This window comes from Actinomadura sp. 1N219 (assembly GCF_044326405.1).
GTDB lineage: Bacteria > Actinomycetota > Actinomycetes > Streptosporangiales > Streptosporangiaceae > Spirillospora.
In genome coordinates this window covers 172,208-192,319 of the sequence record NZ_JBIRAY010000011.1, presented here as the reverse complement: position 1 = coordinate 192,319, position 20,112 = coordinate 172,208, and the positions used below count along the sequence as shown (strand labels likewise).

Annotated in this window: 19 protein-coding genes; 8 read left to right on the top strand and 11 right to left on the bottom strand. The window is 70.6% G+C overall.

From position 1 onward, the window contains the following. Window positions 1–437: 437 nt before the first annotated feature. The 11 genes from ACH35V_RS30035 to ACH35V_RS29985 form a co-directional block, all read right to left on the bottom strand. Entirely contained in the window at window positions 438–1,937 is a 1,500-nt protein-coding gene (locus ACH35V_RS30035; RefSeq protein ID WP_395977367.1) for an FAD-binding oxidoreductase, read from the bottom strand. Further along, window positions 1,934–2,386 carry a nuclear transport factor 2 family protein gene (locus tag ACH35V_RS30030; protein WP_395977365.1) on the bottom strand — a complete coding sequence of 151 codons (453 nt, stop codon included), beginning with the start codon at window positions 2,384–2,386 and terminating at the stop codon, window positions 1,934–1,936. Before ACH35V_RS30030 ends, ACH35V_RS30035 begins: the two co-directional genes overlap by 4 nt. 41 nt (window positions 2,387–2,427) lie before the next feature. Beyond that, a complete protein-coding gene (locus ACH35V_RS30025; protein ID WP_395977363.1) occupies window positions 2,428–2,910 on the bottom strand; it encodes a nuclear transport factor 2 family protein in 483 nt (160 codons plus the stop codon). A gap of 46 nt (window positions 2,911–2,956) precedes the next feature. Then, entirely contained in the window at window positions 2,957–3,904 is a 948-nt protein-coding gene (locus ACH35V_RS30020; protein ID WP_395977361.1) for an MBL fold metallo-hydrolase, read from the bottom strand. Beyond that, on the bottom strand, window positions 3,901–4,860 hold the full coding sequence (locus tag ACH35V_RS30015) for an aromatase/cyclase (protein WP_395977359.1): 960 nt from the start codon (window positions 4,858–4,860) through the stop codon (window positions 3,901–3,903). Before ACH35V_RS30015 ends, ACH35V_RS30020 begins: the two co-directional genes overlap by 4 nt. Continuing rightward, window positions 4,860–5,138, bottom strand: a complete 279-nt coding sequence (locus ACH35V_RS30010) for an acyl carrier protein (protein WP_395977357.1) — start codon at window positions 5,136–5,138, stop codon at window positions 4,860–4,862. The genes ACH35V_RS30015 and ACH35V_RS30010 overlap by 1 nt, the downstream gene beginning before the upstream one ends. A 46-nt stretch (window positions 5,139–5,184) precedes the next feature. Then, entirely contained in the window at window positions 5,185–6,231 is a 1,047-nt protein-coding gene (locus ACH35V_RS30005; protein ID WP_395977355.1) for a methyltransferase, read from the bottom strand. Window positions 6,232–6,315: 84 nt separating this feature from the next. Continuing rightward, window positions 6,316–7,401 carry a methyltransferase gene (locus ACH35V_RS30000; protein WP_395977353.1) on the bottom strand — a complete coding sequence of 362 codons (1,086 nt, stop codon included), beginning with the start codon at window positions 7,399–7,401 and terminating at the stop codon, window positions 6,316–6,318. A 114-nt stretch (window positions 7,402–7,515) separates the two neighbouring features. Further along, the gene (locus tag ACH35V_RS29995; protein WP_395977351.1) at window positions 7,516–8,742 is read right to left on the bottom strand and encodes a ketosynthase chain-length factor; all 1,227 of its coding nucleotides are present in this window, start codon (window positions 8,740–8,742) and stop codon (window positions 7,516–7,518) included. Continuing rightward, window positions 8,739–10,004: a beta-ketoacyl-[acyl-carrier-protein] synthase family protein gene (locus ACH35V_RS29990; RefSeq protein ID WP_395977349.1), complete on the bottom strand. Its 1,266-nt coding sequence runs from the start codon at window positions 10,002–10,004 to the stop codon at window positions 8,739–8,741. The genes ACH35V_RS29995 and ACH35V_RS29990 overlap by 4 nt, the downstream gene beginning before the upstream one ends. A 572-nt stretch (window positions 10,005–10,576) precedes the next feature. Continuing rightward, window positions 10,577–11,821 (bottom strand): hypothetical protein, encoded by a 1,245-nt coding sequence (locus ACH35V_RS29985; protein ID WP_395977347.1) that lies wholly within the window; start codon window positions 11,819–11,821, stop codon window positions 10,577–10,579. 892 nt (window positions 11,822–12,713) lie between these two features. On the opposite strand from ACH35V_RS29985, the gene ACH35V_RS29980 reads away from it, so the two are divergent. The 8 genes from ACH35V_RS29980 to ACH35V_RS29945 all read left to right on the top strand — a co-directional run bounded on the left by ACH35V_RS29980 (window position 12,714) and on the right by ACH35V_RS29945 (window position 20,057). After that, window positions 12,714–13,343, top strand: coding sequence for a DUF4360 domain-containing protein (locus tag ACH35V_RS29980; RefSeq protein WP_395977345.1), 630 nt, complete (start codon window positions 12,714–12,716; stop codon window positions 13,341–13,343). Window positions 13,344–13,679: 336 nt separating this feature from the next. Beyond that, entirely contained in the window at window positions 13,680–13,793 is a 114-nt protein-coding gene (locus tag ACH35V_RS29975; RefSeq protein ID WP_395977343.1) for a putative leader peptide, read from the top strand. 125 nt (window positions 13,794–13,918) lie between these two features. Further along, on the top strand, window positions 13,919–15,022 hold the full coding sequence (locus ACH35V_RS29970; RefSeq protein WP_395977341.1) for an ABC transporter substrate-binding protein: 1,104 nt from the start codon (window positions 13,919–13,921) through the stop codon (window positions 15,020–15,022). Further along, window positions 15,019–15,927, top strand: a complete 909-nt coding sequence (locus ACH35V_RS29965) for an ABC transporter permease (RefSeq protein ID WP_395977339.1) — start codon at window positions 15,019–15,021, stop codon at window positions 15,925–15,927. The genes ACH35V_RS29970 and ACH35V_RS29965 overlap by 4 nt, the downstream gene beginning before the upstream one ends. Next, entirely contained in the window at window positions 15,903–16,754 is an 852-nt protein-coding gene (locus tag ACH35V_RS29960) for an ABC transporter ATP-binding protein (protein ID WP_395977337.1), read from the top strand. The genes ACH35V_RS29965 and ACH35V_RS29960 overlap by 25 nt, the downstream gene beginning before the upstream one ends. Beyond that, window positions 16,751–18,133 carry an LLM class flavin-dependent oxidoreductase gene (locus ACH35V_RS29955; protein ID WP_395977335.1) on the top strand — a complete coding sequence of 461 codons (1,383 nt, stop codon included), beginning with the start codon at window positions 16,751–16,753 and terminating at the stop codon, window positions 18,131–18,133. Before ACH35V_RS29960 ends, ACH35V_RS29955 begins: the two co-directional genes overlap by 4 nt. After that, the gene (locus ACH35V_RS29950) at window positions 18,130–19,536 is read left to right on the top strand and encodes an LLM class flavin-dependent oxidoreductase (protein ID WP_395977333.1); all 1,407 of its coding nucleotides are present in this window, start codon (window positions 18,130–18,132) and stop codon (window positions 19,534–19,536) included. Before ACH35V_RS29955 ends, ACH35V_RS29950 begins: the two co-directional genes overlap by 4 nt. After that, complete coding sequence (locus tag ACH35V_RS29945; RefSeq protein WP_395977331.1) at window positions 19,533–20,057, top strand: flavin reductase family protein; 525 nt, start codon at window positions 19,533–19,535, stop codon at window positions 20,055–20,057. The genes ACH35V_RS29950 and ACH35V_RS29945 overlap by 4 nt, the downstream gene beginning before the upstream one ends. Window positions 20,058–20,112: the final 55 nt, after the last annotated feature.

The window sequence follows — 20,112 nt, the reverse complement described above, 5'->3', positions numbered from 1 at the left end:
CTCCCCTAACTCGTGTGCGGGATCGAACCTTTCCTGCCGGAGGACGGCAGCCTCCTCGATTCGTCGAACGGAGAAAGGCGAGCAGGCCGCCGCCGCGGGGCGGCGAAGGCCGGCTCGACGTCAGGAGCTCACCTGGACAGAGTTGCCCCAAGAGTTCGCATAAGGACCTGATTCCCCCGGTTCTTGATCACTGTATTCGCGCCGTTGTGCGACCGTTCGCTGCTTGGAGCGGAGGGACGGTCGGCCCCGTTGGGTGGCCGCGTGGGGCCACGGTCGGCCAGATGCGTCGGAGCGGCGGAGAGGGGCGCCATAGCGGCGCCGGCCCTCTTGGCCGCAATCCCCGTCAACGCTGAAGATCTTGCCTTGAGATTCTCGAAACCCCCGTTTCGATCAATAGCCCTCAGTCACGACCATATCATCAGATCCACCGATGGATTTCACATAACAATACTTTTACCCGGCCGACTCGGAGGGGCGTCTCCGCCCTTCGCCGGAGGGACTCCTTCGGCCTTCGCGGGAGAGGCGCCCTCGCCCTTCGCGGGAGAGGCGCCCTCGCCCTTCGCGGGAGGGACGTTGAGGTTGCAGCGGAACATGTTCTCGGGATCGTGAACGGCCTTCAGCGCGGCCAGCCTGTCGAAGGTGGCCGGTGCGTAGTACTCCCGGGCTTGTGCGCCGGCGTCCCGCTCGCCTTGCAGGAAACTCGGCGAGCGACCCAGCGCCCACGGGGCCACGGTCTCCGTCACTGTTCGCGCGGTCTCGTGAGCCACATCACGGTCGGGCCCCTGGGGGAGCGTCACGACGCGCAGCACGTGGGAGGCGTCCCGGTGGTCCACGGCGTTCGGTGTCGCGGGCGGCCGCGCCAGCGCCGCGCCAAGGTGGTTGAACTGCACCACCGCGAACACGTCGGCGCCGGGCCCGACCAGGTCGAGCACGGCGCCCGGGACCGACGCGTCGAACTTGCCCATCATCGCGTTCGCGCAGTAGAAGTTGCGCGGCTGCTTCGGTTCGTTGTGGATCGTTCCCGATGCCGTATAGGGCATCTCGCCGACGTTCTCGACCAGACGCGGTCCCAGCGCCCGCAGCGGAGCGACCAGCTCCTCGCCGCTCTCGACCGTGCCGGCATAGGCGATGCGGACATGTGCGACGTGCCGCCCGCGCAGCGGCGCCGGCACGGCGGGCACGTCCGGCAGCGGGATCAGCCCGATGCTGGAGGACATCCGGTCCGGGACGGTCTCGGTCCACTCCCGGTAGGTCTCCAGGACGGACGGGATCAGGTCGGTGTCGAAGTACAGGCCGCCGCCGTAAAACCGGGCGACCGGGAACAGGTCGAACTCCAGCCCGGTGACGACGCCGAAGTTCCCGCCGGCACCGCGCAGGGCCCAGAAGAGATCGCGATGGCCGCCATCGTCGTCCGGCGTCACGGAACGGAACTCGCCGTCGGCGGTGACCAGGTCCACCCGCCGCACGTGGTCCGCGGCGAAGCCGAACGTCCGGCTCAGCAGCCCGAGCCCGCCGCTGAGGGTGTAGCCGACCACGCCGACGTCGGGGGACGACCCGCTCAGCGGCGCCAGGCCGTGCTCGGCCGCGGCGGCGATCACCTGCTCCCACCGCGTCCCCGCCGCCGCCCAGGCCGTGCGGGACGCCGGGTCCACGCGGACGCTCGCCATCGGCGTCGTGTCGATCAGCACTCCGCCCTCGGTGGGCGCGTTCAGGCCGTGTCCCGTGGCCTGCACCGCGACGGCGTGGCCGTGCTCGGCGGCGTACCGGACCGCGAGCCGCACGTCCTCCACCCCGCCGGCCCGCACCGCCACGGACGGCTCGTGCAGGTAGGCGCGCTGGACGCCGCTCCGGGCCTCCTCGTAACCGGCGTCCCCGGGACGCACCGCCACGCCGTCCAACCGCGCCGCCAGCGTCTGGAAGGAAGTCGTGCGCGTCACGACTTCGCCAGGAGGTCGTCGCGCGTGACGGTGCGGTGCCGCACCAGCAGGCCGTCGTCCGAACTGACCAGCTCGTCGCGCATGACGGTGCTCGTGGTGAGGTTCGTCACGCCGTCGATGGTGTCGAAAACCGGGACATAGCACGTCGTGCGCAGCACGCCTTCCGACGACGGCTCGACGATGACGTTGAACACGAAATGGCGGCGGATGGCGCCCTGGTCGTTGAGCCGCGCCACCGTCTTCTCGCCCAGTTCCGTCAACTCCTCCCTGCCCTCGACCGGGTCCGGGAGGCCGTTGGACGCGAAGACCCCGTCGGCGGTGAAGGTCTCGGCCCATATGGCGATATCGCCGTCATCCAGCGCCTGCATCTGCATCGCATAGAACTGGTCGACACGGCTGTAGATCTCTGCCGGCACGGCCGAACCCGCGGAGGTGACCGTTTTCCCCATGACTCTCTCCCTCTCTCATCTGTTTTCTCATCTGTGTTCTCTCAGCCGACCGGAAGGCTCGACATCTCGGTGTTCAGCCGGCCGAGGTCGTCGCGTTCTATCTCGCGGGATATCACCCGCCAGGTCGTCCCCGACCTCCGCAGCACGTCGTAGATCATCGCGGCCGACTGCAGGCAGGCGCCGCGCTCGGCGTCGATGACCAGGAAGAGCCCGTAGAACCTCGCGTGGACCAGGCCGCCGCGGGCGGTGAAGGTGAAACCGTGCACGCAATGGCGGCGCTGGATTCCCTTCTCCTGGAAGGAGGCGTCCAGTTTCCAGACCGCGGGCTCGAAGTCCGCCTTCTTCACCGGCGAACCGTGACCGAGCACCTTGGTCGTCATCGTCGCGTCCTCGTCGAAGACGTCCAGCCATTCCTGGGTGCGGCCCCGGTCGCGGGCGTCCAGCTGATCCAGGTAGAACCTTCTCAGCTCGTAATACCTCGCCGGGGACACCGTGCGCTCCTGCCGGGAGTCGACCGGCATCATCGTTCCCCTTCCTCGGAATACTGGGTTCAGGCTCGTCATTTCCCGGCTACGCCAGGCAGTCCGGCAGGCGCCCGCCGTTGAACTCGACCATTTCTCCGAACACGCCGGGAACGTCCATCTCCGCGCCGAGCGGCAGCTCAGGACGCTCGATCTCCAGATAGGCCCGGTGCAGGTTCCCGACCAGCCGCTCGGGGTCGAGCAGGCCGCCGAAGTCGCCGAGCCCGTGGGAGCGGGCGGTCTGGAGCGGGGAGATCCCCGCGGCGACGCCGTCGCGGGCAAGGTCGAGGATCCGCCGCAGGTAGCGCTCCGTCTCGTCGAAGACCTCGGGCCCGCTGACCTCGCCGTGCCCGCCCACGACGGTCTCCGCCCCGAAGGCGCGGAGCCGGTCCAGCGCCGCGAGGGAGCCGCGCACCGAGCCCATCAGGCAGAACGGGGTGCAGCCGGGGAGCGCCACGTCGCCGGTGAAGAGCACCCGCGCGTCCGGCACCCACACCACGACGTCGCCGGTGCTGTGCGCGGGGCCGACGTGGTGCAGCTCGACGGGCCGGTCGCCGAGCAGCAGCGTCATGCTCCGCGCGAACGTGACCGTCGGCGGCCGCAGGGTCAGCTCGCCCCACTCGACGTCCGGCCACAGCGACTGCAGCCCCATGCCGACCGCCGTCATCTCCGGCCCGGTCAGCTCGTGGGCGATGATCGTGGCGGACGGATCGAAGACGCAGTTCCCGAAGACGTGGTCGCCGTGGCTGTGGGTGTTGATCACGGTCCTGACCGGTCCCCGTCCGAGCCCCTCGGCCGCGGCCCGCAGCGCCTCGGCGCGCGACCTGGTCGCGGCCGTGTCCACCAGGACCGGTCCGTCGGGCCCGACGATCGCGCCGGCGTTGCTGAGGCACCAGCCGCCCGGCGGCTGGAGGAACGCGTGCACGCCGTCCGCCACCTCGTGGAGCCGCCCCAGCGGGGCCCGGAGCGCGCCGGCCCGGAGCGCGGCGGTGCTCACCGGGGCGCGCTGATCGACGCGGCGTGGCGGGACGCGTGCTCCATCGTGACCCGGCTGTTGGCCGACAGCGCGGCGCGGATGCGGTCCGCCGCCTCGTCCGGCTGGACGGACGGGCCGTACACGTCCGCCACCCCGGCGGGGTCCATCAGGAACGTGTGCGTGGACCGGATCGACGACCCCGACTGGTCGGCGTGGAACGCCCAGGAGCCGCTGTGCCCGAGCAGCACCCGGGGCGGCCGGGTCTGCTTGTAGACGATCGAGCCGTCGGGCATCGGCACCCGGATCGACCGCGTGGTGTGGGTCGAACCGTCCGGCGCGCGCGTCCGCATGGTCATGTCCTGCGTGCCGCCCGTCCCCTTGACCAGGTCGAGGCCGGCGACGTGGGGGAGGCGCTCCGGCCAGCGGTCCGCGTCCCAGATGAAGTCGCGTGCGGCCTCCGCCGGCCCCTCCAGCTCGATCGACTCGGTGAACGTCCGCAGCCAGGCGCGCACGCCGCCGGGGAGGGCCGCGACGGTCCGCAGCGCCTCCAGCTCCGCCGCCCCGTTGTGGTCCAGCTCCCGGGCGATCCGCTCGCGCGCGCCGGCCTGGTCCGGCGGCGGGTTGAAGCGGTGTTCGAGCACCACCCTCGTCCGGCCGCCGTCGAGCGGGTGGAAGGTCCAGCCGCCGCCCATCAGGCCGAACAGCGGGTTGTCGTGGTCCTGCCTGAACGAGACCCGCAGGCCGGCCGCGTCGAACTCGCGGCGGGACCGCCAGGTGTTCACCTCGCCGTCGGACACGGTCGCCCAGATGTGGAAGCGATCGCCCTCCGCCGAGCGCTCCAGCACCCGCGTGTGGACCGTGGGACGGAAGATCACCGGCCACAGCGAGACGTCCGTGATCAGCTCGTGAACCGTCGACGGCGGCGCGTCCACCACCGTCTCGTGATGGGCGTGAATCTCCGACGATGCCGTTCCCATCAGGCGGTCGCCTCGGTCGCCTCGGCCGCCTCGCTCGTGGAGTTCACGCGGTCGAGGATGTGGCGAAGGGTGCGCAGATCGGTCACCTCTTCGTCCGGGATGTCGACGTCGAACTGCTCCTTGATGCGCGCCGCCATCTCCATCAACGCGAGCGAGTCGTATCCGAGGTCGTACAGATCGGCGTCGATGATCTCCTGCCCGTCGTCCAGCTGCTGCACCGAGCCGGCCGCCTGGACGAGAATCGACTGCAGATCACCGTATTTCATTCGGTCGCCCATGATCTCCCCTCTTTCTCTCTACTGGGACACTGTCGGTGTATCGGCGTCAGGACGGCACGGCCACGACGACGCTCGACGGCGACGCCAGGCCGACCGTTTCGCTCAGCCGCAGACCGGCCTTTTCGAAGACCTCGACGAATTCCTCTTCCGTGCGGTCCCGGCCCTCGCTCAGCGCCATCATCGTGATGTCCATGAACTTCCCGGGATGGGGCGCGTCGCCCTCCGGGAGCAGCGGGTCGATCACCAGGACCCGGCCGGACGGGGACATCGCGCGGCGGACGTTCGTCAGCACGGTGATCGCGTCGGCGTCGCTCAGCTGATGCAGGACGTGGGAGATCGTGTAGACGTCCCCGCCCGCGGGCACCGACCGCCGGTAGTCGCCGCCGACGAGCTCGGCCCGGTCGAGGACGCCCGCGTCCTGGAGCACCTGCTCAGCGCCGGGCACCACGTGGGGCTGGTCGAACACCACGCCCTTCATGTCGGGGTACTTGGTCAGGATCGACGCGAGCAGATGCCCGTGCGCGCCGCCGATGTCGACCAGCTTGCGCGCCCCGGTGAGGTCGTATGCCTCGATGGCGGCCTGCTGCGTCTGCCCGGCCGCGTTCCCCATCGCACCGCTGAACAGTTCGTTCATTTCCGGATGCCGGGACAGATAGGTGAACAGCTCCTCACCGTTCACGTAGTCGAAAGCGGGCTTCCCGGTGCGAATGGAGTAGCCGATCTCCGCGTAGGCGTTCCGCATGAACGACTTGCCTTGCAGGCGGAACACGTCGCGTAGCGAATTCGACGTGTCCGACCGCAGGATCTCCGCCAGCGGGGTGAGCCCGAAAGTGCGTCGGGACGTCTCGGTGAAGACGCCCTTGCTCGCCATCGCCCGCAGGACCCTGTACAGGCCGCTCGGGTCGCTTCCGGTGCGCTGCGCCAATTCGTCGACGGAAAGGGGGCCGTCCACCAGTTCGTCGGCGATGCCGATCTCCGCGATCGCGGAGAGCATGAAGCCCATGCGCAATCCGCTGTGGAAGTCCCACATCTTGCTCAGCACGGCGTCCTCGCCATCGGCCCCGGCCGTGCCGCTCGCTGTCTTCTCGGGCATGTTCGATCCGTTCCGCTGCAGGGGGGAGATCGGCGAATCCGACCTTCGCCGATCACCTTCCGCGCCAGGTCGGTGGCGTCTTCCTCAGGCCGGCGTCGCGACGACCACGGCCGACGGCAACGCGCGTCCGTGCACGGCGTCCTGCCGCAGCCCGGCCTTCTCCAGGAGCCGGCCGAGCTCGGCCTCCGTCCGGTCCCTGATCGGGCCGAGCAGGAGCATGGTGGCGTCCAGGACCTTCGCCAGATGCGGGACGTCGCCCTCCGGCAGCACCGGGTCGATGATCAGCACCCGTCCGGTCGGCGGCATCACCCGCCGGATGCTCGTCAGCAGGGCGATCGCCTCCTCGTCCCCGATCCGGTGGAGGACCTGGGGGAGCAGGTACACGTCGGCGTCGCCCGGCAGTTCCGACTCCAGGTAGTTCGCGCCGACCAGCTCGGCCCTGTCGGCGACGCCGGCCTCGCCCAGCACCTGCTCCGCGCGCGGGACGATGAACGGCTGGTCGACGTACACGCCCTGCATTTCCGGGTACTTGCTCAGAATGGTCGCCAGCAGACGGCCGTGCATCTCCCCGATGTCGACCAGCTTGCGCACCCCGGTCAGGTCGTAACCCTCCAGGGCCGCGTGCTGCATTCGCCGGGCCGCCGTACCCGTGAAGCTCTCGAAAAGGTCCTTGGTCTCAGGACGGTGCGCGAAGTACTGGAACAGCGGCATGCCGTTCGCGTACTCGAACGCCGGTGTGCCGGTGCGCAGCGTGTGCCCGACCTCCGCGAAGGTGTCCCGCATGCACTTCTGGCCGTGCATCCGGAAGGCGTCGCGCAGCGAGTTCGGCAGGTCGGACCGCAGGATCTGCGCGAGCTGGGTGAGGCCGAACGTGCGGTGCGACGTCTCGGTGAACACGCCGCGGGTCGCCACGGCGCGGAGCATCCGGTAAAGGGCGTCCGGGTTGCTTCCGGTGCGCTCCGCCAGTTCGTCCACGGAGAGCGGGCCGTCCACCAGCTCGTCGGCGACGCCGATCTCGGCGATCGCCTGCAGCATGGCCGCGAGCGGCATGCCGCTGAGCAGCCAGATCATCTCGCTGAACAGCGAGTCGCTGTGCAGCTCCGCCCTGGCGCTCATCGTCGCCTGCCCCTGGACGCCGCCGGGAATGGTGCCCGTTGCCTGATCAGTCATGATGGTCCTCCATTTCCTGTCTGATTCGTCGCTGGTACCGAATGGCAGTGGCCCGTCGAAAAGCAGTGACCCGTCGAAAAGCAGTGCCCTGCCGATTAGGCGGTGACCTGTCGATTAGGCGGTGACCACCAATGCCGAATTGAAGCCGCCGCGGCCGCGCGCCAGCACGAGCGCGACGCCGACCTTCGCCTCCCGCGGTTCCGTGACCACGTCGACGGCGTACTCGTCCGGGACGGCCCGGGTGTGCGGGGTCGGCGGGATCACGCCGTCCCGAATGCTCAGCAGCGCGGTGACGACGTCCAGCGGCCCGCCGCCTGCGAGCAGCCGTCCGACTCCCGACTTGGGCACGGTGACGGGGACGCCCTTCGGGCCGAAGACCTCCGCGATGCCGTCCGCCTCGCTCCGGTCCTTCTCGGGGACGCCCGCGCCGTCGGCGAACACGACGTCCACCTGGCCGGGCTCGACCCCGGCGTCGGCGAGCGCGAGCCGGATGGCCCGCGCCAGGTTGGACGGACGCCCGCTGCCCGGCGGCGGATCGAACGTCGAGGCGTGCCCGGCCACCCGTCCGTACCGCGCGGCGGGCGGACGCTCCGGGTCGCCGTGTTCGAGCACCAGCATCGCGCCGCCCTCACCGGGCACGTAGCCGCGGGCGGCGGCGTCGAAGGGCAGGTAGGCGTCCGACACGTCCTCGGCGGTGCTCACCTCGCCGCCGGAGACGTGCGAGAGCCACCCCCACGGATCGAACGCCGAGTCGAGGCCGCCGGTCACCATCAGCTTGGCGCCGCGGCGCAGATTCCGCCGCGCCTGGCCGATCGCGTCCAGGCCGCCCGCCTGGTCGGCCACCAGGACCCCGCTGGCGGCGCGCATGCCGTTGCGAATGGATATCTGCCCGGTGTTCGCCGCGTAGAACCAGGCGAACGACTCGTACACGCTGACCTGAGAGGGTCCCTGCGTCCACAGTTTCTTGAACTCGTGGTGCGTGAATTCCCAGCCGGCCGACGCGTTGGACGTGACGACGCCCATCTCGAAATCGTCGTAATCGCGATCGGCGATTCCGGCGTCCGCCAGCGCTTCGTCACCCGCGACGAGCGCAAGCTGCGTCACCCTGTCCGTCTGCGGAATGAGGCGGCTCGGCAGATGCTTCGAGACATCGAAGCCGACGATCTGCCCGGCCAATTGCGCGCTGTAGCGGGACGCGTCGTACCGCTGGATCGGACGGATCCACGTGCAGCCGTCGAGAACGGCTTTCCAATGCGCTTCCACGCCGGCGCCGTCCCCCGCCATGACCCCGATTCCGGTCACGATGGGGGCGACCCGAGCCCCCCGGTTCGCTTCGCTCATGCCGCGACCTCGGGCGCCCGCAGCACAACGGCACTCTGGAATCCGCCGAACCCGCTGCCGACCGACAGGACATTGTTCACCCGGAGTTCGCGCGCCTCGTTCGGGACGTAGTCCAGATCGCATTCGGGGTCAGGCTCGTGCAGGTTCGCCGTCGGCGGCACCACGTTGTTGTCGATCGCCAAGGCGCACGCGGCCACCTCGATCGAGCCGATGGCGCCCAGCGAATGGCCGACCATGGATTTGATCGAACTGACCGGAACGCGATATGCGTGCTCGCCGAGCGCGTCCTTGAACGCGGCGGTCTCGTGGCGGTCGTTCTGCCGCGTTCCAGAACCGTGCGCGTTGACGTAGTCGATGGACTCGGGCGCGCACCTGGCGTCCGCCAGCGCGTGCCGGATCGCCTCGGCCATCTCGCGGCCGTCCGGCCGCAGACCCGTCATGTGGTACGCGTTGCAGCGGGTGGCGTGCGCCGCGACCTCGGCGTAGATCCGCGCGCCGCGCGCCATGGCGTGCTCGCGCTCCTCCAGCACCATCATCGCGGCGCCCTCGGCCAGGACGAACCCGTTCCGCGTCCCGTCGAAGGGGCGGGACGCGTGCTCCGGGTCGTCGTTCCGCGGGGTCGTCGCCTTGATCGCGTCGAAGCACGCCACCACGATCGGCGAGACGGGAGCGTCGGTGGCGCCGGCGAACATCACGTCGGCGTCGCCGTCCATGATCTTCTCGTAGGCGCGTCCGACCGCGTCCAGGCCGGCCGTGCAGCCGGTCGCGACCAGCGAGACCGGCCCCTCGGCGCCGGTCCGCCACGCGACCTCCGCGGCCGCCGCGCTGGGCACCATGTAGTCGTACATGTGCGGCGAGAGGTGCCGCTCGTCCATGAACCACTCGCGCCCGCTGTCGGACAGCACGAGATATTCGCGCTCGATGCTGGTGGTCGCCCCGACCGCGCTTCCCAGGCTCACTCCCACGCGGCCGGGATCGACGCCGTCCAGGTCGAGTCCGCTGTCGGCGAGCGAGCCCTTGGCGCACGTCACGGCGAACTGCGTCGCCCGGTCCATGCGCCGGATCTCGCGCGGCTGCAGGCCGACGGCGGCCGGATTGAAATCACATTCACCGGCTATGCGCGAACGAAAAGGACTTGCGTCGAAAAAGGAAATGTGCCTGGTCGCAGTGCGCCCCGCGGTGAGCAGATTCCAAAATTCCTTCCTACCTGCACCCCCTGGCGCGATCACATCGATACCAGTGATCACCACACCCCGTTGCACAACGTCTCCCCTAGGGTCTGTCGAGCCAGTCGCCGCTCTATCGAAGGCAATACTTCAACAGCGGGCTTGAGAGGCCCTTGAACGAGACTCGCGCTCAGTACCAGACGGTGCGCACGCACTTCATCGACGGGCTGCGCAGGCAGTTCGCCGCACCCAGAGAACGGTATCGCCCCTGTACAAGCGAACAGTTAGCCGAGCCGCTCCCGGCATACAACATGGCGCCCGATTGATCATTCGCCATTGGATCGGCAGTATTTCAGTTTCCGCAAAGAGAAGATTATCGGCGCCCACGCTCGGACGATGAACGGCGGGAACGCCTGCTCAACCAGTACGGCTACACCAGAGGATTCGATGGCCGGTGGTCGGCGCGTGGCGGCCGCCGTCCAGCGGTCGGGATCCTGGACGGCGGCGAGCCGGCGGCGAAGTCGGCGGACGGCGGCGTCATCAGCCAGTCGACGACGAACAGGCGCGGCACCCGCGCCGTGCCGCTCGTCCGCTCGTCCGGTTGTCGGGTGTCGGGTGTCGGGTGTCGGTTGTCGGGTGTCGGGTGTCGGGACGTGGGGCTGGGCCGGTCAGGAGTCGCGGGGGCCGAACGCCTGGTCGAGGACGTCGCGGGCGACGGTCGCGCCCAGCTGCTTTCCGTCGATAGAGGCGAAGCGGTAGTGCACTCCGGCCCAGACTCTGGCGTTGAGCAGTTCGGCCAGGGCCTTGGAGAGGCTGTCGTAGTGGCGGGTCGTGCCGGAGTCGGCGCTGGAGGCGCTGAACGAGAGGTCGTCGCGACCGAAGAACGTCCGCAGGCCCGTCGTGACCGCCGTGGTGAAGCAGGCGTGGCCGGACGGGTACTCCGCCGACGGAGCGGTGATCCGCAGCGGCGCCCAGTCCGGATCGCCGTGGGTGGCCGGGTTGCCGTCGTCGTCCGCCAGCGGGATCGCCGTCACCGGACGCCAGAAACGCCAGCGCTTCTTCTCCTTGTAGCAGGCGATCAGCGAGTCGGCGGCCGCGATGTCCACCATCGCGAACATGCGGGCCGTCTGCAGGGCGCTGAGCCGGTGGGTCTCGGCGAGCTGGCGGACGATGGCCCACTCCACCAGGCGCGGGTCGTCCCACCAGGTCGCCGCCTCGGTCTGCTCGGGCGTGCGCACGGTGCTGGTCGCCGAGCCGAGGGCCTTGACCTCGTTCAGGCCGCGGGCGTAGGCGGGGCCGGCAAGGGCCGGCGGGCCCGGGGAGCGGTAGTCGCCGAGGTCGCGGACGACGAACGGCTTCAGGGTGGCGAACCAGGCGCCGACCTGGAGGTGGTCCGGCGGGGTCGGCCGCCACTGCCCCGGCGCAGTGCCGACGGGCCATTTCGCGTCGGAGAACGCGCCGTCGTCTCGGCGGGCGTCGATCATGGCCGCGGCCGTGGCCTCGCCGACGGCGACGCCGCCGCGCTTGGAGCGGCCGTCCGGGATCGCGTCGAGCGACTCGCGGTATTGCGCGCGCAGGGAGTCGGCCTGTTTCGGGAACAGCCAGAGGAGCACGCGGTGGGCAGCGGTGGCGACGGCCGCGGGGGTCGAGTCGTCTCGCCGGGCGCGCGGGGCGACCAGGTACGGCTCGTACGGGGCGCCGGCGATCGCGTTGACCGCGTCGTACACGGCGCCCTGCACTATCGCGAAGCTGCGCGCGGCCGTGGTCGGCGACTGCCGGCCGACCTCGTAAATGGCGGTCTGGGCGTGGACGTCCCAGGTGATCACGGCGTTGGACGAGACGACCGGCCGTGCCTGCGCCTGCGCCGCGGTGGTCGTGGACACCGCCGGCAGGGTGAGAGTGAACGCGGTCATGATCGCTACGCCGCGCAATCTTCCAGATTTACGTGCATGGTGTTTCAAGGCATCCCCCAACAGCGCATCGGTTCCGGCTCACACGAGAAGATTCCAGTGTCCGTCCACGGTGGAGGCCGGGCAACGAGGTGATCTGACCGAATTACGCCGATGGCCGTGTTCAAAATGGGGCTCGATGAGTGCGGTCAGGCAACATGTTCAAGGTGCGCGGCTGAAATCTATGCGGTAAATTTCGATGTTGCGGCCCCGCCAGGCCAGAATGGGCCATTCATGGAGTTGGGTAAACCATCTCTTGGACATATGCGTCGTCGAACACCTCGGAGCCGCTGTAACAGCCCGGCACCGCCCTCGAACGGCTGGTAGCCGGAAACCCTGATTCAGCAAGTCAGCGACCCGCCCACAGCTTGCAGGCACGGCGACCGGATCATCCACCTAGGTGCCGGAATCGGCCATCCGGCCTTCGGGTGCCGGATCCCGTCCACGTCGAGGACGTCCCTGTTCACAGGCGGACTGGCCGGTTGCGGCGCGCCTACGGCCGCCCTGACAAGCGCCTGGACCACTGGCCCACACCCTGACCTGCCCAGGCATACCCGGTTGCGACCAGGCCCGCCGGGATCGCGGCCGGCGACTTTAAAGAGCGATTCAAAAGCGATGTGAATTGTGAATAAATGGGCAATGGCAGAGTGTTGACGGTAAGCGGGGTGAAGAATAGCCTCCGAAACGGATTCTCCAAACCGAGAGGATCGCCATTCAGCCCCGGCCGTCGAAGTCTCCGTGAGCCCGCCGGTCACGGCCGGCGGATTTGCGCGCGACGACAGGCCGCGGCCACCCCCTCCTGAGAGACCCGACCATGATGAACACCAGACGTCTGGGGATCGTGGTAGGTGCCGCCGTGCTCCTGCCCGCCCTGGCGACGGCCACCTACGCCGCCGCCTCCGCCTCCGAGACCAACCCCGAGACAGGCACCGAGTCCCAGTCGGTCCAGCCGCCCGACGGGGTCGGCATGGAGGTCGTGACCGTCCTCGGCTCGGGCTGCCCGGCCGGCTCGGCCAAGGTCACCCCGTCCGACGACGGCGAAGGGTTCACCGTCACCTTCGACAAGTACCTGGCCTGGGGCGGCGGCGACGCCCCGCCGACCGAATTCCGGAAGAACTGCCAGCTCAACGTGCGGGTCAAGCACCCGGAGAACTATACGTACGCCGTCGTCGGGATCTCGTCCCGCGGCTTCGCCCACGTGGAGGCCGGAGCCAGCGCGGTGCGGCGGACGAGCTACTACTTCCAGGGCAGCTCCGAGACGCGGTCGGTGACGCACACGATCGAGGGGCCGTCCAACCGGAGCTGGCGGCTCAACGACCGGATCCCCCGGGACGAGCGCGTCTACAAGCCGTGCGGCGAGGACCGCAACCTGAACATCAACACCGAGGTGCGAGTGAGCGCGGGCGACTCCGAACAGCCCAGTTTCATCGCGGTGGAATCCGCCAACGCCAACGCCGCCTACCACCTGGCCTGGCGACGTTGCTGATGCGTTGACCACGAACGTCCACCGGGCCTCACCACGCGAACTCGTGGCGGGGCCCGGCCCCTGCCCGCTGCCACCCACTCCGGGCGGACGCGTTAACGACGCTCGGACGTCCCACACCGGCTAACGCCACACCGAAGTCCGGCCACCCGGCCCAAGGCTTGGGTTGCCCGACGCGTTGGTTCTGCTCCTTACACCGGCTGTCTCGGATCGCGACCAACCGATGCCTGAAGGCGCTGCGGCCGGCCAACCGGTCGGGGTGTTCGGGAAGTCTCTCTTGAGGTATTCCTACTTAAAAGGTAGGATTTACATGAAATCGAACGGGAGGAGGCCGTCGACATGCCGTATGCGTCTGAAGGGCCGCGCCTCACCGTCCGGCGGCATGTCGACCTGGTCCGGGTGGCCAGCGCGGTCTGTCGCGTGCGGAGCCCCCTCGTCCGGCCAACTCCCTGAGCCGGGGCCGCCCCGACGATCCTGAGCGGCGCCCCGGCCCCCAGCGGCACGCCTCGTCGCACACCGGGTCCGCGGACCCGTGCCTCGCCGTGCCGCCAGGTGTCCGACTCCTGCAGGAGGCGACCATGCATCCACGACTCCCCGGCCGCGCGTTCACGGCGTTCGGCGCGGCGCTGACACTGCTGGCAACGCTGGGCATCACCGCGGCCTGCGGCGGTTCCGGTGTGGACCGCGCGGGCGAAGGCGGGCTCGCGCTGACCGCCGCGCTGCCCAAACGGGTCCCCGACAATGCCAAGCTGGTCATCGGCGATCCGAAAACGCAGCGAGCGCTTGAGCTGTCCGGCCTGATCGACGACCTGCCCTTCGAGGTCGAATGGGCGAACATCTCCGGCGGACCCAAGACGTCCCAGGCCTTCCGCGCCGGCGCGCTCGACGTGGGAGCCGTCGCGGACATCCCGCCGCTGCACGCCCGCTGGACGGGCCTCAAGGTCCGCATCGTGGCGGCGGCGGGCCGCGAAGACCCCGTCCGGCACCCCATCTACGAGTTCGGCGTCGCGCCGGGCGTGAACATCAAGCAACTGCCGGACCTGCGCGGCAAGCGCATCGCCTACAGCCCCGGACAGGCGCAGGGCGCGCTGGTGCTGCAGGCGCTCAAGAAGGCGGGTCTGCGGAAGAACGACGTGACCCTTGTGGAAATGGCCAGCACTGACGACGACTACGTCAACGCGCTGGCCGGCAAGCAGGTGGACGCCGCGCCCCTCGGCGGAGTGCTCATCAAGCGGTACCTCACCAAGTTCGGACGGGACGGCGCGACCACCGTCCCGCACGGGCTCCGGGACGACCCGTCCCACCTGTACGTGGCCGAGTCGAGCCTCAGCAGTCCCGCCAAGGCCGCGGCGATCCGCGCCTACGTGGAGTTGTGGGCGCGCGCGTCCCGCTGGATCAACGAGCACCCGCGCGAGTGGGCCAAGGGCTTCTTCGTCGAGCACGAGCGGCTGAGCCCGGCGGACGCCGCGTTCCTCGTCCGCCGCGACGGCCGGATCGCGATCCCGGCCACGTGGAACGAGGTCATCGCGCGGCACCAGGAGACCGCCGACCTGCTCGCCAGGGAGCAGGGGCACCCGAAGGTGGACGTCCGCGCCGAGCTCTACGACCTGCGGTTCGAGTCGGTCGGAGGGGCGGCGTTCGCATCCGGAGGGGCGGCGGTCGCGTCCGGGGAGGGATCGTGAGCATCGAAACCGGAATCCGGGGCATCGGCGCCGAACGTCCGGCGGAAACGCCTCCGGACGGCTCCGGTAGGACGGCGGGGAAGCCGCCGGGCCGGTGGTCCGGAGGTCCCGCCGGCGGCGCCGCGCGCGCGAAGCGGCTCGGACCCGGCGACAAGATCCCCTTCGGGCTGGCGATCGGCCCGGCACTGCTCCTGCTGACCTGGAGCGTGGGGGCGGCCCTGGGCTGGATCGACCCGCGGGTGCTGTCGGCCCCGTGGACGGTCGTCGGCACCGCCCGGGACCTGATCGCCGGGGGCGAGCTCCAGAACCACCTGGTCACCTCCGCGACCCGCGCGCTGCTCGGCCTGGTGACCGGTGTCGCCGCGGGCCTGGTGCTGGCGGTGGTGGCGGGGCTGAGCAGGGTGGGGGAGGGGCTGGTCGACGGGCCGATGCAGATCAACCGGGCCGTGCCCAACCTCGCGCTGCTCCCGTTGCTGATCCTGTGGTTCGGCATCGGCGAGCAGATGAAGGTCATCACGATCGCGCTGGCGGTGGTGGTGCCCATCTACATGCACACCCACAACGGGCTGCGTGCGATCGACAAGCGCTACGTCGAGCTGGCCGAGACGCTGCGCGCCGGGCGGGCGGAGTTCCTGCGGCGGGTCGTGCTGCCCGGTGCGCTGCCGGGGTTCCTGCTGGGCATGCGGTTCGCCGTCATGTCGGCCTGGCTGTCGCTGGTCGTGGTGGAGCAGGTCAACGCCACCAGCGGGATCGGCTACATGATGACGCTGGCCGGCACCTACGGGCAGACGGACGTGATCATCGTCGGGCTGGTGGTCTACGCGGCGCTCGGCCTGCTCCTCGATGGAACGGTCCGGCTGGTGCAGAGGAGGGCGCTGTCATGGCGGCTGACACTGGACGACTGACACCCGGCCCGGCGCCGTCCGGCCCGGCGGTCGGCGCGGCGCAGGGCGTGCCGCGTATCGGGGCCGCGGTCGAGGTTCGCGGTCTCAGCAGGAGCTTCGCCGGACACCGGGTCCTGGACGGCGTCGACCTCGCCATCGCCGAGGGCGAGTTCGTCGCCCTGCTCGGGCGCAGCGGTTCGGGGAAGAGCACACTGCTGCGCGCGCTCGCCGGGCTCGACCACGGGGTGGACGGCTCGGGCACGCTGGTCAAGCCGGACCGGATCTCGATGGTCTTCCAGGACTCCCGGCTCCTGCCCTGGCAGCGGCTGCTCGCCAACGTCACGTTCGGGCTGCGTTCGCGCGACGGCCGCGCGCGGGGGTCGGCCGCGCTGCGGGAGGTGGGGCTCGGCGGGCGGGAGTGCGCCTGGCCCCACGAGCTGTCCGGCGGCGAGCAGCAGCGCGTCTCCCTGGCGCGCTCGCTGGTCGGCGAACCCGAACTGCTGCTCGCCGACGAGCCGTTCGGCGCCCTGGACGCCCTCACCCGGATCCGGATGCACGCGCTGCTGCGGCGGCTGTGCGAGCGGCACCGTCCGGCGGTCCTGCTGGTGACCCACGACGTCGACGAGGCGATCACGCTGGCCGACCGGGTGCTCGTCCTCGACGAGGGCGTCATCCGCACTGACCTCGCCGTCGATCTGCCGTCCCCGCGCAAGGTCACCGACCCCCGATTCGCCCGGATCAGAAGCACGCTCCTGACCGACCTCGGTCTCGCCGAGGTCGGCCAGGACGACGAACGACTCCCCGACGCCGAACGACTCCCTGACAAGGAAGGAGCGGGCGGACGATGACCACGCGACGGCTGCACCTCAACGCCTTCTTGATGAGCAACGGACACCACGAGGCGGCATGGCGGCTCCCGGGCGCCGACCCCTTCGTCAACCACGACGCCGCGTACTTCACCCGGCTCGCGCGGACCGCCGAGCGCGGCTTGCTGGACTCGGTGTTCTTCGCCGACAGCCCCTCGATCATGGGGAACGTGGGACGGCGCCCGTCGAGCGTCCTGGAGCCGACCGTCCTGCTGGCGGCGATGGCGACCGCGACCACCCGCATCGGGCTCATCGCGACGGCGTCCACCACCTACAACGACCCGTACAACCTGGCCCGCAGGTTCGCCTCGCTGGACCACGTCAGCGGCGGCAGGGCCGGCTGGAACATCGTGACCACCGCGACGCTGGACGCCGCCCGCAACTTCGGCCTCGACGAGCTGCCCGCGCACCGGGACCGCTACGAGCGCGCGGCCGAGTTCGTCGACGTCGCGCGCAAGCTGTGGGACAGCTGGCGGGACGACGCCCCCATCGGCGACAAGGCGTCCGGCACGTGGGCGGTCCAGGACCGGGTGCGGGCGATCGAGCACTCCGGGCGCCACTACCGGGTGCACGGGCCGCTGAACACCGCGCGCTCTCCGCAGGGGCATCCGCTGCTCGTCCAGGCGGGCTCGTCGGAGCACGGCCGGGACTTCGCCGCCCGCCACGCCGAGGCGATCTTCACCGCGCAGCAGACCCTGGCAGGCGCGCAGGCGTTCTACGCCGACGTCAAGCGCCGCGGCGCCGCGGCGGGACGGGACCCCGCGCAGATCAAGGTGCTGCCGGGGATCGTCCCGGTGATCGGGAGCACCGAACGGGAGGCGCGGGCGCTCGACGAGGAGCTGGACCGGCTCATCCTCCCCGAGTACGCGCGGGCGCAGCTGGCCAGGACGCTGCGGCTGGACCCCGAGCGGCTGCCGCTGGACGCGCCGCTCCCGGCCGACCTGCCCGCCGAGGACGAGATCGAGGGCGCCAAGAGCCGGTACACGCTGATCGTCAAGCTGGCCCGGGACGAGAACCTCACGGTGCGCCAGCTCATCGGCAGGCTCGGCGGCGGCCGCGGGCACCGCACGTTCACCGGCACGCCCGAGCAGGTCGCCGGGACCATCGAGCACTGGTTCGCCGCCGGCGCCGCCGACGGCTTCAACGTCATGCCGGCGGTGCTGCCGTCGGGGCTGGAGGCGTTCGTGGACCACGTCGTCCCGCTGCTGCAGGCACGGGGCCTCTTCCGGACCGAGTACAGCGGCACCACGCTCCGCGAGCACTACGGCCTGTCCCGTCCCGCGGACGGCCGGACGCGCACCGCACCTCTCCCCGGCGACCGCCACGCGACGGCCCTGACCAGCGGAAAGGCGGGTCGATGAGCGGCGACCGGCAGCTGCACCTGAATCTGTTCATCTACCCGGCCGGCCACCACGAGGCGGCCTGGCGGCACCCGCGGTCGTCGCCCGAGCGCGTCCTGGACATCGGCTACTACCAGGACCTGGCCCGCCGGGCCGAGGACGCCGCGTTCGACGCGATCTTCCTCGCGGACGGGCCGTCGCTCGCCGACAACATCCGCTACGCGGCGCGGTTCCGGCTGGAGCCGTTCACCTGGCTGTCCGCGATCGCGGCGGCCACCGAACGGATCGGCCTCATCGCGACGGCGTCCACGACCTACACCGAGCCCTACAACCTGGCCCGGCTGTTCGCCTCGCTGGACCACCTGAGCCGCGGCCGCGCGGGCTGGAACATCGTCACGACCGGAGCCCCGGGCGCGGCCCGCAACTTCGGGCTCGACGCGCACCCCGTGCACGCCCACCGGTACCGCCGCGCGCACGAGTTCGTGGACGTCGTCACCCGCCTCTGGGACAGCTGGGAGGACGGCGCCCTTGTCTCCGACGCCGGCAGCGGGGTGTTCGCCGACACCGGCCGCATCCACCCGATCGCGCACGCCGGTGAGCATTTCCGGGTGGACGGCCCGCTGAACACGCCGCGCTCGCCGCAGGGCAGGCCCGTGTACGTGCAGGCGGGGTCGTCCGAGGACGGCAGGGGCTTCGCCGCCCGCCACGCCGAAGCGATCTTCACCGCGCACCAGACCCTGGAGAACGCCAAAGAGTTCTACGCCGACGTCCGCGCTCGCGCCCGCGCGCTCGGCCGCGCCCCCGACGGCATCAGGATCCTGCCCGGCCTCAGCCCGTTCATCGGGTCGACCACCAAGGAGGCGAAGGAACTGGAGGACGAGTTCAACGCGCTGACCCAGCCCGAGTACTCGCTGGAGCAACTCCACCGGCTCCTCGGCATCGACCTGTCCGGGCACGACCTCGACGCCCCGTTCCCGGCCGACCTCCTCAAGCGTGAACCGGCGCCCGACAGCAGCCGCGCCCTGCTCGTCCTGGACATCGTGGAGCGGGAGCGGCCGACGATCCGGCGCCTCCTGCACCGGCTGGCCGGCGCGCGGGGCCACCGCGTCGTCGCCGGGACCCCCGAGCGGATCGCCGACGAGATGCAGCGCTGGTTCGAGGACGGCGCCGCGGACGGGTTCAACATCATGCCCCCGTACCTCACCGGCGGCTTCGACGACTTCGCCGAGCACGTCGTCCCGATCCTGCGCAAGCGGAACCTGTTCCGCACGGACTACAGCGGCAGCACGCTGCGCGACCACTACGGCCTCCCGCGCCCGCCGAGCCGGTACGCGGAGCCGAGCCGGTACGTGGAGCCGAGCCGGTACGCGGAGCCGAGCCGGTACGCGGAGCCGGGCCGCACGGAAGGAGGATCACCGTCGTGACCGCCCCGCACGTCGCCGCGCCGCGGCACGCCCTCGCCCCCGTCGGACCCGACCTGTTCAGGGAGGCGCTGGGACGTCACGCGTCCGGCGTGGTGGCGATCACCGCCATGGCCGGCGGCACCCCCGTCGGCCTGACCGCCACGTCGTTCACCAGCGTCAGCCTCGCCCCGCCGCTGATCTCCTTCTACATCGCGGACTCGTCCACGACCTGGCCCGGACTTCGCCGGGCCCCGCTCTTCGGCGTCCATCTCCTCGCGGCCGGGCAGTCGGACCTGGCCGCCCGCTTCGCCGCCCGGGGAGCCGACAGGTTCGCCCCGCCCACGTCGTGGCGGCCGAGCGAGGAGAACGTCCCGCTGATCGACGGCGCCGCCGCCCACCTCATCTGCGACCGCCACGAGACCCGCGCCATCGGCGATCACTGGCTCGTCGTCGGACACGTCAGGCGAGCCCTGCTGAACCGCCGGAGACCACCGCTGCTCTACCACGGGGGCGCGTTCGGCGGCTTCGCCCGCCTCCCCTGACACCCCGGCTCCGGAGGAGCGTCGTTCGAGGGATCGGTGCTCGCGGGAGACGTCC